A 13,906-nucleotide genomic window follows, 5' to 3' on the forward strand; every position below is an offset into this window, starting at 1 on the left:
TTTATAACATTGATAAAACCTTAATATTACAACATTCTATAACAGTTCTATAGCAAATGACAATAAAAAATATTTACTATAAACACTATTATACAAACTCTTAATAAGAACTTGTATAATAGTGTTGTAATCCATTTTCAGAACGGAGGTTTCTTATGATTTATCAAGTAGACGGCAAAACGATTGTTTTAGTATTGGAACAGGGTGAAGATATTGTAGAAGCTGTAACAGATATTGCTAGAGAACAAAATGGTAAGTTTGGCACAGTCAGTGGTATTGGCGCTTGTTCAAGCGCAGAGCTCAACTTTTATAATCTAGAAACACAAACATATGAGAAGAAATTAATTGATGAACCATTAGAATTAATCGGTTTAATGGGCAACATTTCTCATATTGATGAACAGCCCTTTGCACATTTACACGCAACATTTGGAACCAATCAATATGAAACACTTAGTGGTCATTTAACAAAAGCCGTTGTATCTGCAACTGCTGAAATTATCATTACAATGACTAACCTAGACATCAATCGTAAACACAATGAAACCATTGGTTTGAATCTGTTAGATTTATAAATAAAATGTGTTTACCTTTATTTTTAAATCATTCACTAACTATGCAACCCAATAAGAATGTAAGTGCTATACGCAACTATTCATTATGCTTAATTTGAGTCTGAGACATAAATAGCTGTCTCAGACTCTTTTATCCATTAAGGAGTAGTTGTCTGAACTACACGTATTTTTATAAACTGTATTTCCATTTATTTTACATAAATTCACTTAAAAGTGTAAATTCAGAAAATACGCAATATGCTCCTCTATTGACTTAGATCTTGTTAATATTAAAATTTACTTTACTTTTATAATATATAATATGATGATTTGGGATATGATTTAAACATGATTTAGCATTTAACCGTTACTGCTTTAATCCAACCGTGTCATAAGTTGCTATGTTATGGTGTTTAATTAATTTATATGAATTCATTCTCCAACTATTTAATTATACATTTTATCTTTATGAATCCAACTTGTACTTTTCGTTGAATTTTATTTTCAAAAAATGTATCATGTAGTCTTGTATTTCAACAAATTGAACTAACACCTCTCTTAAGTTATGCGATTTAAGGTAGAGATATATTTATTATTGTATATAATAAGCATTTAAACTAATACATTCATCAGCAACGACATACTAAAAAGAAAGTAGGTGTATTGATGTCGGCTCGATATATTGCTAGAACTGTGTTCTTTATTCTAATCATTATTTCAATATTTTTTAATCATTATTTTCCGTTTATGACATTAAATTTATTTCTAGCATATGTGCCATTTGAACTATGCTTACTCTTGAATTTATTTAAACCTATTTATAAATACGAATGGCCGCTCTTTATTATATTTGCACTTATTTTTGTATTTATGGTTCCTAATACATTATATATGGTTACAGACTTAATCCATTTAAATCAATTTAGATTTAATTTTTATCAGGGTTTATTAATCACTGAATGGGCCTATTTCGCATTTTTAGTTGCAGCCGTATTACTCGCACTGTATCTATTAATTTTAATGTTTTTAGAAATTGAGCAATTTACACACCGTATGTGGTTAAATCGACTCATCATCGTAGCAATGATGTTCCTTAATGGACTCGGTATTTACATCGGTCGCTTCTTGCGTTTACATTCCGTTTATCTTATTAATGAACCACTCCGTATTTTTAATGAAGTTGCGGCAAGCCTGAAATTTGATACTTTGTGCTTCATTTTATTACTTGTAGCATTGCAAATTATCATATATGCATTTGCGAAAGGAGTGCGTAGTGCAAAATGACTTTCAATATTATTATTTTAATTATTATACTCATTTTATTGCAGCTAATCATTGGTCATCTATTACATGATGTAGGATTCTCATATACGCACAGCATTATCTTGATGTGCCTTCCCTTAGGAATCGGTTTGTTTTACCTACAATTATTTTATTACGAGCGTCGCTTCCCTAAGTGGAATATACCCATCCATGTTAAGATCAGACTAAAATACATGTATATACTCACTTTCTTCGAATATGTTGCGCTATACATTTGTATCTTTAGAATGTAATCATTTATCGTTTACATAGTAAACAGTTAATGAATTGTATCATCAGTTCTAATATTACATGTGCTAAGGATTAAGTATACGTGTCTGAGATATAAATAGATATTTCGCCTACTTTTAGGTGCTAGTTAAAAATACTGATATAAAAAAACTCCCGTCTAAGTTTTCATTTTTCAATGTCAACTTTAACGGGAGTTATTTATATGACTTAGATAATAAATCTTATTCTCAATAAAAGACTCAATTGATGCTGTAAAATACTACATTTGCTACTACTTAACTGCTGTCTAAATACTTCTATTTTAAAGTATCTCATCTATTTATCATTGATTTTTCAAAGCTTGTTTCACTTCTTCTACAGAGTCTGCAGAGATGCGCAATTGTGCCTGTTCATTGTCTGAAAGTGCTAATTCAACAATATTTTCGATACCTTTTTCACTTAAAACAGTTGGTACACCTAAACAAATATCAGAGAATCCATATTCTCCTTCTAACAATGCGATACTTGGTAATAAACGATGTTGATCCTTTAGAATTGCTTCAATCATTTCAAAAACTGCAGACGCAGGGGCATAATATGCAGAACCATTGCCAAGCAAAGCAACAATTTCAGCGCCACCCTTTCTTGTACGTTCTACAATTTGCTCTATTTGCGTATGATTCAACAATTGATGTAAAGGCACACCATTGACATTGGTTGAATTTACTAAAGGTACCATTGTATCACCGTGGCCGCCTAATACAAGCCCTCTAATATCTTTTATTGACACATTTAAAGCTTCTGCAATAAAGGATTGATATCGTGCAGTATCTAATACACCAGACTGTCCAATCACGCGTTCTTTCGGAAAACCTGACGCTTTTAACACAGAATAGGTCATCGCATCTACTGGATTAGTAAGTACGATAATTTTGCAATCCGGTGAATACTTTACAATTTCCTTCGTAACATCGAACATCACTTTTTCATTAATTTGTACTAAGTCATCTCTACTCATACCTGGTTTACGAGGACTTCCTGCAGTTATCACAACAATATCTGAATCGGCTGTATCAGCGTAATTCACGGAACCCGTCACTTTCGCATCAAAACCATATACCGGACTGCTTTCGAATATATCTAGCGCCTTACCCTTCACTTGTCCTTCGTTATCTGGTCGATCAATGAGCACTACATCAGCTAACTCATGCTGCGCAACAATAAATGCTAATGTAGCTCCTGTGTTACCAGCACCTATTATGGAAATTTTCTTTTTGGTCATAAAAACATCCCCTTAATCAAGCAATTTATATCTCAATTAAATTATAACACGCATTCATTTTAAACAATGATTGCAATTCATAAACTTAAGTTATCATCTTTACTTATGTTTGCGTTGGCGCTTAAACCATTTCCATATAATGAAAATGGCGAGGATAATCAGTACAATATATATAATGCGAGAATAAATATCCATATAATACACAATTGCATGCCAATTACCGCCGACTGCTTGACCTAAATAAATTAAAACAATATTCCATATTAATGTTCCTATCGTTGTAAATAGCATAAATAATGGTAGATTCATTCTTGTTAAACCAGCAGGTATAGAGATTAAACTTCTCAACAAAGGCACGAAACGACAAAAGAAAATAGTCCAATAACCATATTTATCAAACCACTGTATTGTTCTATCAATATCCTTCGTTTTTACACGAAGAAACTTTCCATATCGATTAACAAAACGATATAAATTACGTTCACCAATCCAAGCTCCTATTCCGTATAAGACGATTGCACCGACAACTGAACCAATTGTAGACGTAATGGTCACACCAATAAAACTTAAATCAGATTTAGTAGTCATAAAACCACCAAAAGTTAAAATAATTTCAGACGGTATAGGCGGAAAGACATTTTCTAGAAAAATTAAAAAAGCAATACCCCAATAACCATATTGTTCCATAAAGTGTGTAATCCACTGTTCCATGCATTACCTCCTCGTTATAATCACGCTTGCTCTATAAGTCATTTACTCGTGACTAGTTAAAAAAATGGTTAGTCAAACCATATAAATAAAATGTAAGTCCAAATAATACTAAGGAAAGTATAGTTAATATTAATGATAAAATCATTATCCGTTTAAAATGATGAATAAAAACAACGAATAAAATCGCAGCATTATAAAGGAAAAACAAACCAAATAAAGTTACCATCACAGTAATGTCAGGAAAAACGATGTTCAATATAGCAATAATCAAAGCAAATCCTAAAAATGGAAAAGTAATAAAGCGTTTTTGAAACTTGAGTTCTTTTCTATGGTGTTGTTCGTTCTGAGTATTCATTATTTACACTCCTTTTAAAATTAAATTAAGGGATATCGTGGCCTAATGAAGCCGTATAAATATCAAACCATTCTTGGTCTGTTAATGTTACCTCAAGTCCAGCGATTGCGTCATCAATCCGTTCTATCTTATGCGTACCCAACACTGGCATGATTGCGGCAGGATGTTTATCTAACCAAGCCATGATGATGCCATTCGTTGTCACATTATATTTCTGTGCTAATGGTGAAACAATTGCCATAATTCTTGCAGCCTTTTCATCAGCTAGATCAAAGAGCTTGCCACCAGCCATAGGGCTCCATGACATAATTTTAACATCATCTTTATACATATGATTAATGACACCATTGTCAATTGCATCTAATGTGTACGGTGACACTTCTAATTGATTTATTGTAATGTGTAATTTGTCACACACAAGGCATTTACTTAACAAATCATATTGCGATTTATTAAAATTCGAGACACCAAACGATCTCACTTTCCCCTCGCTTACTAAAGCCTTTAAAGCTTCTGTTACTTCATGGGGATCCATCAACGGTGATGGTCGATGGATAAGCAAACTATCTAAATAATCAACATTTAATTGTTGTAATGAACGGTCTACCGCTTTTTGAATATGTGTTTTACTATGATCATATCTGTGTCCCTGAATGTCTTGTTCAGGGCTTGATGGTAGTACGATACCACATTTCGTCACAATCTCAATTTCATCTCGTAATTGAGGTGATAATTTTAAAGCCTCACCAAAAATACCTTCGCATGTATAATTACCGTAAATATCGGCATGGTCCATCGTTGTGACCCCGCGCTCTACTAACTCATTTAAATAACGATTCAATTGTTGTGGTGTCCACTGCCAATCTTGTGCTCTCCAAAACCCTTGTATCACTTTTGAAAACGAGACATACTGATTTATTTTTACTTTATCCATTTAAAAACCAACACCTTTTATTTTATTAGATAATTAAGTGAACTGTAACATGTCTAATTTGTTGTGTATTTGATTTTCATCAATCTGTTCACCAATCATCACAATCGTTAATGGCATTTCATCATCAATAATTTGATAATCTGGGAGACCAAATGCATATTGAAATTCATAAGTTTCATGAGGCATATCACGAAATTTAACATATCCCTTTAATCTTAGAACATTATCTGGGAGCCGTAAAATAAATTGATAAAATAATTGACGATCAATCGGCCCAGAAAAATGGTATTGTACACTATTTATACCATGATGATGCATATGGCTTTCTTTAGTTGGCAATGATGTATTTGTAATCGTATCAAAAGCATCCATGTGCATATCTGCATAAGTTGTATAAAATTTGGGCGCTTCTGAATTAATTTTATCAATAGCTTTAAGATCATCATACGCATCACTTTTTAATAAATCCATTTTATTGACTACAATTGCATGACTTACTTCTAATTGTTCTTCCATCAATTGTGTTGTACTATGGGTATATTGGGTTCTGGTCAAAAATCTTGGTGCGTCTAATAATCCTATTACCATAGGTGTTTGGACATTAGCGACAATTTCAGGATCTTGGCATGCCGCAATAATTTCTATCGGATGTGCAATACCCGTCGCCTCAATTATAATATGGTGCATTGCACTTTTGTTAAGAAAATGTTTTAATTGTTTTATTAAATCTTGTTGCAAGTCACAACAGACGCAACCATTTAATACCGATGCGACTTCAACATCGTCGCTTAATGCAGCGCTATCTACATCTAAATTGCCGTATTCATTTACGATGATACTTGGGTTTTCATTTTTTCTTAATAAATATTTCACATAATTGCTAAGGAAAGTTGTTTTCCCACTACCTAAAAAACCTGTTACAATTGTAATAGGCGTGTTAGGTTGTTTAATATTTTTCATAAAATCACTCATTTCTTAAACACAAATGTTTGTGTAAAATTTAATTTATACATATAATTAAATTTTACTTGATAAAATATTAGATATCTTCTAAACTTTATACACACTTTATTTTAGCATGGCACAGTGCAAAAGTATGATTGAAGAAGTGTCAAACACAACGCAAGACGGATTCAGGTCCGATACAGAGAGAACAAAACGGATAGAATGTCTGGAGGAGAACTTATGTCTGAACCACTTAATTTAAAGGAACAACTTTGCTTTAGTTTGTATAATGCTCAAAGACAAGTAAATCGCTACTACTCAAATAATGTCTTTAAGAAATACAAACTGACTTACCCACAATTTTTAGTATTAACAATTTTATGGGCTGATTCACCTGTCAATGTAAAGAAAGTCGTAACAGAATTAGCATTAGATACAGGTACTGTATCTCCATTACTCAAGAGAATGGAACAAGTTGATTTAATCAAACGTGAACGTTCTGAGGTAGATCAACGTGAAGTGTTTATTCATTTAACTGACAAGAGTGAAGCAATTCGTCCAGAATTAGACACGGCTTGTCAAGATGTTGCTGTTGCATCATCATTAAGCCCAGATGAATCTCAAGAGTTAAATCGATTACTTTCAAAAGTAATCAATGCCTTCACTGAAGAAAAATCTAAATAATTTTTCACAACAAAAGTTTAGGTACTAGCTATTAAAAATTATTCCTTTAATATACTTGATTTATAAAGCGAGCTCAAACACTTATGTGTTTGAGCTCGTTTTTTCATAATAAATCATAACTCATATTCAACAGCTCTATCTACCGCGGTTTAAATGAATAACTAAAGATTTATTATTTATTTTAGATGTCTTGGTTTCCACGTTTATTTTAATCAGCATTAATGGCTACCATTTGGTGTAAATAACCATTCGTTTTATTCAATAGCGCCTGATAACTGCCATCTTCTAAAATAACGCCATCTTGCATAACTATAATTCTATCAAAATGTGGCAATAGTCTTAAATCATGTGTTGCCACTATCAAGGTTTGCACAGTTTGATGAATTGCTTCCATCACTTTATCGGTATGATATATATCCAATGCCGTTGTCGGCTCATCTAATATCCAAATAGGCGCATGTTTTAAAAACAACCTTGCTATTGCCAATCTTTGAACCTCTCCACCAGATAATGTTTGACCTGAAAGTGTAATCATTCTATCCAAATCAATATGCGCTAATCCCAAGTCATCAAGTACTTCTCTCATTTCATTATCACGCTTTTCAGCAAATAAATTCTCACGAACTGTTCCATCAAAAAGTTGTTGTGATTGTAATAAGGCATTTATATGACCATATTTTTCCTTATCCTTAATTTTCACTATATCTTGTTGGTTAAATAATATGCTCCCTTTTTCACTTTGATACAAACCTAGCATGAGTTGAAGTAATGAGCTTTTCCCTGAACCAGAAGGACCAACGATTGCAACATGTTCACCTTTGTTAATAGTACATTGAATATTGGATAACACATTACTTGATTGATTCCAATATTTAAAATCTACTGCTTGAATATCGAATAACAAATTAGCTTCATTCAAATCTCTTTGCATTTGTTCAGTACCTTGTATCATCGGATGCGCAATCACTTCATTTATATTTTCAATTGCTTCATCTGTATCACCTTTATAGTAAGCCACATTACTCATCGGAATGGCTTGTTCAAACAACGTTAACATCATGAGCACGATACTCGTTAAATAAACGACGTCTAATTGGTGATTTTGCACTTGGACAACACCCAAATATAAGGTAAAAAACAGTGCAACCATTGAGACAATATTTAAACTATACTCATACAGCGATAAAAATCGTTGCTCTTTCGCTTGTGCGTCTTCATATTGATCTAATTGATCTAACAATGCTGTTTTATAATATGTTGTTCTATCAAAACGAACGAGTTCTTCGTAACCTTCTTTATAATCGTAAAAGTGATTTAAAAAGCCACTTTGTACTTGATTGACTTGTTTTTTTAGTTGTCGCGCTTTTTTAGCACTCAACCAAGGTATAACTAATAAAGTTGCAATCATACTCACACAGATAATAATTGCATGTACATATGAAAAATAAATCATTGTTAAAACAGTTATCGTTGCTGTAATGCCAATAACTACTGGAGGATAATACACTCTCAGATAAATATTTTGTAGTGCTTCCACCCTACCAATCATACGCGCAATCAAATCGCTAGAATTAAATTTACGATATACATCGGGTATGACGGGTAATAATTTCTTGAAAAACTGAACTCTCACATTTCTCAACATCGTAAATGTCGCTCTGTGAGATAAAAGTCTTTCGATATAACGTGCAATCGCTCTTAGAAATCCAAACATTTTAACAGATACAATCAGGATCATTAAAGCGAATAAAGGCGCACCTAATGCACTTTGTGTAATCATGTACCCGCTTAAGAAGAACATACCCAACGCTACCAAACTACCAACGACACCAACTAGTATTGATAAAATCAAATCTTTGTCTATTTTAAATTGAATATGTGGTTTCATGTTGCATCACCACCTTGAGATGAATTTTTCATTGTCGTTTGCTCAACAGATGTTGCATAACCATTTTCTATTAATATGCGTTTATCTGCTTTGTTAATCGTATGTGATCTATGGGCAATCGTAATAATGGTCGCACTTTCAAATTCATGTGCAATCACATCTTGAATGGTTTGTTCTGTTTTCACATCTAAGCCGGTAGCGGGCTCATCAAAGATGATGAGCTCTGGTTGTGTCATTAATACTCTTGAGAGTTCTATACGTCTCATTTGCCCTCCTGAGAGCATTTCTCCACCTTCACCTATCCATGTATCTAAACCATCCGCTAAGCTCAGTACTTTTTCTTTCAGTCCTACATCATCTAATACCTTTAATATTCTAGCATCATCAACGTCTTGGAACATCGTAATGTTATCACGTATAGAAGCATTAAAAATATAAGGTGATTGGCTCAAAAAGCCAATACTTAAAGATGGATCCTTAAACGTTACTGAACCGGATTGGGGTTTGTAATTTTGTGTTATCAATTGTGCTAACGTTGATTTACCCGCACCACTTTTACCAACTAGTGCAATTTTCTCGCTTTGATAAATACTTAGATTAATATTTTTCAAAGCATAGGTGTCAGCTGCATCATATTTGAAATCAACCTGCGATAATTGAACAATGGGTGTTTGATACGTATCAATCTGTTTTTGAATCTTATGTTCTGCGGTTCCTTTATCTAAGACATCAAATACGACATCACTTGAACCTTCACTTTGTTTACCGGTATGAAACGATTGTCCAAGATCTTTAATTGAATTATAAAATTCTGGCGCTAAGATAATTGCAATTGCTGCTGTTTTAAAATCAATGTTATGAAATAAAATCAATCCTAAACCTGCTTCTAATGCAACCAAGCCAATACCTAACATACTAATAAATTCAAGCATGAGGCCTGATAAAAATGCACTCTTTAAGATGCGCATTGTCAAATCTCTAAATGTTGTACTTTCTTCATATAATGCCGCTTCAGTCTTATCTGTTCTATTAAAAAGCTTTAATGTAATAAGACCTTTAATTTTATTTAGAAATTGCTGACTAAATTGATTTAAATATGTCATTTTATCTTTAGATTCATCACGTGTTTTCAAGCCAAATATAATATAGAAAATAGGAATAAATGGTGCTGTAACAATCATAATTAATGCAGTATTTAAATGTATAAAACACATTGCCACAATGATCATCAGTGGAATCATCATCGATTTAAATACCTGTGGAAAATAACTGTTAAAGAAAGGAACAATGCCATCTATACTTTCTGTCAATGTGTTTATTTGCGCACCAATTGGTTCTTTTGAGCGTTGTAATATGAGCTGACGTCGCAAATCTCGTTTGACTTTTGAAGCCATACGATTACCTATCATTTGGTTCACTGTATTAAGTGTCGCACGTGCAATTAAAATCACCAATGTTATAAATAATAAAGCCAATACATCTTGATTGGTTTTTAATAACATGATATTTAAAATTTCAGCAATAGAAATATTTTGAACTACTACGGTTATGGCTAATAATGTACTAATAATAAACATCCATATAGGATATACTTTAAATTTTAAAGCTAAATTTGTTAATCTTTTCACAAAATATCACCTGCCACATATTATAAACACATTATATGAAATTTAAATGATTTCGCTCATTATCAAGTAACATTTTTTATGTTAATTTCATATTTCTGACATAAATTTAAAATTGATTTTTTATTACTCTGACAAAGCTACTAAAATATATATATTTTATATTATCTCATTCTTTGGTCTCATATTACGGTTTTAAGTAGCGTATTATATTTTTATTGTGCTATTATTGTTAGATGAAAATGCATAAAATTTAATAAGTACTATGAAAGTAGGTAAATTATGTTAATACTTGAATTAATTAAAGGTATTATTCTAGGTATCGTTGAAGGATTAACGGAATTTGCACCCGTTTCTTCTACTGGCCATATGATACTTGTCGATGACATGTGGCTAAAATCTAGTGAATTTTTAGGTTCACAATCCGCTTTTACATTTAAAATTGTAATCCAACTCGGTTCTGTGTTCGCAGGTGCTTGGGTATTCCGTGAACGTTATTTCGAAATGTTACATATTGGCAAATACAGACATGAACCCATTGACGGTATTGGCCAAAAACCAAAACGTTTAAACTTATTGCATATTATCGTTGGTATGATACCTGCTGGTGTCTTAGGATTACTCTTCGATGATGTCATCCAAGAATATCTTTTCAGTGTGCCTACTGTAATGATAGGACTATTTATCGGTGCTATATATATGATTATTGCTGATATTTACAGCAAAAAAGTTACCAATCCACGAAACGTGGACCAAATCAATTATTTCCAAGCATTTGTCATTGGTTTATCGCAAGCCATAGCTATGTGGCCAGGTTTTAGTAGATCAGGATCTACGATTTCCACTGGTGTCTTAATGAAAATGAATCATAAATCAGCATCTGACTTTACATTTATCATGGCAGTGCCAGTAATGCTTGCTGCAAGTGGTTTATCTTTAGTTAAAAATATGGAATATATCCACATGAGTGATATTGGCTTTTATGTTTTAGGTTTCTTAGCCGCATTTATTGTTGGTCTAATTGCCATTAAAACTTTCTTATACTTAATTAGTAAAATCAAACTGATTCCATTCGCTATTTATAGAATTGTCTTAGTAATCATTATCGCTATTCTTTATTTTGGCTTTGGTATTGGTCAAGGTATCACTGGTGAATAATTTAATAAAAAACAGGTAACTCCCCGATCAACGGGGTTTATCACAAACTGTCGACAAAGTCTCCGATTTTGTTGGCAGTTTTTTTGTGTATGGTTTTCGCAGACAGTATCTTAGCGTGTAGGTTTCTGCTAGTGTTGCTTTCCCAGGTATCGATCTAAATCACTGCCAATAATATATAGAAAATAATATAATATATAAATTGGGCAGTCGTAGTGTTTGTTATGTTGAATAAAACAACAGATAATAAATCCTATGTATACGCTATATTTACCGTTTATTTTCATGTAATATAGGGTATTGTGAAGATAGTATAAATTAAATGGAGGCAACGAGTATGGACAAAAAGCAATTAATTAAAACAATTATCACAGTAGCGCCTGTGTTTCTAGTACCGCTAATCGTCGAACGTAAACGCATCAAAGATCATCCAGATGTTAAAAAAGCTAGCGATGCGACAGTTAGCGCTTCTAAAACAGTTGCAGATAAATCTGTACATTTGAAAGATAATGTAGTTGAAAAATCTTCTAATGCGAAAGCATATGTTGTAGATAAAAAACACAACATGGATCAAAAGCGCGAACTTAAACGCATTGCAAAAGAAAATGATCCTGCTTATATCGAGAAAAAAGGCGAAAAATTAGAAAAAGAAAATCGCAAAGAAGCAGATAAAATGAACAAAATTCTGCAAAAAAATATCGATAAACGTCATAAAGAAGAAGAGAAAGCACGTCAAGAAAATGAAAAACAACGTATCAAAGATATGAAAAAATCTAACAAGCACATGGAAAAAGTTGGATTAACACCAGGTAAACTTGATGACGAAACTGAGAAAAAAGGCGAAAAGCTTGAAAAAGATAATCGTAAAGATGTAAATAAATTAAACAAATTGTTACAAAAAAACATCGACAAACGTCATAAAGAAGAAGAGAAAGTGCAAGAAAAAAATAAAAAAGCACGTTTATCTGAATTCAAAAAATATAAAGACTATGTGGCAAAAAGCGTTGTAAAACAAAACAACGAAGATAAAGGCAAATAAGCAAATGACACAAGTCATTATAGATGGAGATGCTTGTCCTGTAACCAATTCAATTATTGAATTGACGAAAGGGACAGGCATTTTTGTTACCGTCGTCCGTAGCTTTAGCCACTTCTCTACCGTCATTCAACCTGAACATGTCAATATTATTTATGTTGATGATGGGCCTGATGCTGTCGATTATAGAATAGTAAAACTGGTTCACTCTGATGATCTTGTTGTAACACAAGATTATGGACTCGCTAGTTTATTATTAAACAAAGCTAAAATTGTTATGCATCACAAAGGATTTATATATAATCAAGAAAATATCAATACGCTACTCGAACAACGACATGCAAGTGCACAGTTTAGAAAAAGTGGTGGTCGAACAAAAGGGCCGGCTACTTTTACAGAAGAAGATGTATCAAAATTCGAGTCTATATTTTCAAATTTAATTCATAAATATTTTTTAGAAACGGAGGATTAATCATGAAAAAAATTGCTATCTATTGTGGTGCCAGTAAAGGCAATGATGTTACATATATGAACGAAGCTTATCAATTAGGTAAGTACATGGCAGAACAAGGCTATGAACTCATTTTCGGTGCAGGTTCTGTAGGGATTATGGGCGCAATTCAAGATGGTGTATTGGATCATGGCGGCACTGCAATTGGTGTCATGCCTAAAATGTTAGATGAAAAAGAAATTACGAGTACTAAATTAACGAAGCTTATTTTAGTGGATTCCATGCATGAGAGAAAAAATAAAATGGCAGAGCTTGCCGATGCATTCGTGATGGCACCTGGTGGCGCTGGCTCACTAGAGGAATTTTTCGAAATGTATAGTTGGGCGCAAATTGGTATACACCAGAAACCGATAGCCATTTTTAACATCAATGCCTTTTTTGAACCTTTACAAACATTAATAAATCATATGATTAAAGAAGGCTTTATCGATCCAAAATATAAAGCACTTGCACCTTTATGCGCTACGCCAGAATCACTTTTTGAAACATTAAACAATTACCAACCTCTTGGCATTAGAACTTATGACTAAATCATGTTAATAAAATTAAGCAGCTATTATACACAAGCACTAGCTTATATAATCCGCGAAAAAAGGATGACTAATCGTAGGAAAGCGTCTGAGACATTTATTTTTGTCCCAGACGCTTTTTAATAATGAAGCATTATTTCGCCTTATCCCTCAATTTGACAAT

General features: G+C 32.7%; 15 protein-coding genes. 8 read left to right on the forward strand and 7 right to left on the reverse strand.

What is annotated here, in order from left to right:
* The first annotated feature begins 155 nt into the window (after positions 1 to 155).
* The 3 genes from KA893_RS04290 to KA893_RS13915 all read left to right on the forward strand — a co-directional run bounded on the left by KA893_RS04290 (position 156) and on the right by KA893_RS13915 (position 2,110).
* Complete coding sequence (locus KA893_RS04290) at positions 156 to 575, forward strand: PPC domain-containing DNA-binding protein (protein WP_011303677.1); 420 nt, start codon at positions 156 to 158, stop codon at positions 573 to 575.
* Between the two features lie 645 nt (positions 576 to 1,220).
* Positions 1,221 to 1,838, forward strand: a complete 618-nt coding sequence (locus KA893_RS04295) for a DUF1361 domain-containing protein (RefSeq protein WP_002483967.1) — start codon at positions 1,221 to 1,223, stop codon at positions 1,836 to 1,838.
* Complete coding sequence (locus KA893_RS13915; RefSeq protein WP_011303679.1) at positions 1,835 to 2,110, forward strand: hypothetical protein; 276 nt, start codon at positions 1,835 to 1,837, stop codon at positions 2,108 to 2,110. Before KA893_RS04295 ends, KA893_RS13915 begins: the two co-directional genes overlap by 4 nt.
* Before the next feature lie 320 nt (positions 2,111 to 2,430).
* Here KA893_RS13915 and mdh read toward each other — a convergent pair whose 3' ends face one another.
* The 5 genes from mdh to KA893_RS04320 all read right to left on the reverse strand — a co-directional run bounded on the left by mdh (position 2,431) and on the right by KA893_RS04320 (position 6,329).
* Positions 2,431 to 3,369, reverse strand: coding sequence for a malate dehydrogenase (mdh, locus tag KA893_RS04300; protein ID WP_194375965.1), 939 nt, complete (start codon positions 3,367 to 3,369; stop codon positions 2,431 to 2,433).
* 99 nt (positions 3,370 to 3,468) lie between these two features.
* Positions 3,469 to 4,080 (reverse strand): DedA family protein, encoded by a 612-nt coding sequence (locus KA893_RS04305; RefSeq protein WP_002483969.1) that lies wholly within the window; start codon positions 4,078 to 4,080, stop codon positions 3,469 to 3,471.
* Between the two features lie 52 nt (positions 4,081 to 4,132).
* Positions 4,133 to 4,435 carry a hypothetical protein gene (locus tag KA893_RS04310; RefSeq protein ID WP_037538982.1) on the reverse strand — a complete coding sequence of 101 codons (303 nt, stop codon included), beginning with the start codon at positions 4,433 to 4,435 and terminating at the stop codon, positions 4,133 to 4,135.
* Between the two features lie 25 nt (positions 4,436 to 4,460).
* Positions 4,461 to 5,369, reverse strand: a complete 909-nt coding sequence (locus KA893_RS04315; protein WP_037538985.1) for an aldo/keto reductase — start codon at positions 5,367 to 5,369, stop codon at positions 4,461 to 4,463.
* Positions 5,370 to 5,402: 33 nt separating this feature from the next.
* A complete protein-coding gene (locus tag KA893_RS04320) occupies positions 5,403 to 6,329 on the reverse strand; it encodes a CobW family GTP-binding protein (RefSeq protein ID WP_037538987.1) in 927 nt (308 codons plus the stop codon).
* Positions 6,330 to 6,554: 225 nt separating this feature from the next.
* Here KA893_RS04320 and mgrA point away from each other — a divergent pair, with 225 nt between their 5' ends.
* Positions 6,555 to 6,998 carry a global transcriptional regulator MgrA gene (mgrA, locus tag KA893_RS04325; RefSeq protein WP_011303683.1) on the forward strand — a complete coding sequence of 148 codons (444 nt, stop codon included), beginning with the start codon at positions 6,555 to 6,557 and terminating at the stop codon, positions 6,996 to 6,998.
* 208 nt (positions 6,999 to 7,206) lie between these two features.
* On the opposite strand, the gene cydC is transcribed toward mgrA, so the two are convergent.
* Together cydC and KA893_RS04335 are read right to left on the reverse strand one after the other, a co-directional pair.
* Entirely contained in the window at positions 7,207 to 8,886 is a 1,680-nt protein-coding gene (gene cydC, locus KA893_RS04330; protein ID WP_002483973.1) for a thiol reductant ABC exporter subunit CydC, read from the reverse strand.
* Positions 8,883 to 10,514 (reverse strand): ABC transporter ATP-binding protein/permease, encoded by a 1,632-nt coding sequence (locus tag KA893_RS04335; protein WP_194375966.1) that lies wholly within the window; start codon positions 10,512 to 10,514, stop codon positions 8,883 to 8,885. Before KA893_RS04335 ends, cydC begins: the two co-directional genes overlap by 4 nt.
* A gap of 279 nt (positions 10,515 to 10,793) precedes the next feature.
* On the opposite strand from KA893_RS04335, the gene KA893_RS04340 reads away from it, so the two are divergent.
* The 4 genes from KA893_RS04340 (at position 10,794) to KA893_RS04355 (ending at position 13,743) form a co-directional block, all read left to right on the forward strand.
* Entirely contained in the window at positions 10,794 to 11,669 is an 876-nt protein-coding gene (locus tag KA893_RS04340) for an undecaprenyl-diphosphate phosphatase (RefSeq protein WP_002483975.1), read from the forward strand.
* Between the two features lie 334 nt (positions 11,670 to 12,003).
* Positions 12,004 to 12,705, forward strand: coding sequence for a hypothetical protein (locus KA893_RS04345; RefSeq protein ID WP_037538991.1), 702 nt, complete (start codon positions 12,004 to 12,006; stop codon positions 12,703 to 12,705).
* A gap of 4 nt (positions 12,706 to 12,709) precedes the next feature.
* Complete coding sequence (locus KA893_RS04350; protein ID WP_115338651.1) at positions 12,710 to 13,174, forward strand: YaiI/YqxD family protein; 465 nt, start codon at positions 12,710 to 12,712, stop codon at positions 13,172 to 13,174.
* A 2-nt stretch (positions 13,175 to 13,176) separates the two neighbouring features.
* The gene (locus tag KA893_RS04355) at positions 13,177 to 13,743 is read left to right on the forward strand and encodes an LOG family protein (RefSeq protein ID WP_002483978.1); all 567 of its coding nucleotides are present in this window, start codon (positions 13,177 to 13,179) and stop codon (positions 13,741 to 13,743) included.
* Positions 13,744 to 13,906: the final 163 nt, after the last annotated feature.

It is taken from the genome of Staphylococcus sp. GDY8P126P (genome assembly GCF_017891965.1).
Classification (GTDB): domain Bacteria; phylum Bacillota; class Bacilli; order Staphylococcales; family Staphylococcaceae; genus Staphylococcus; species Staphylococcus saprophyticus.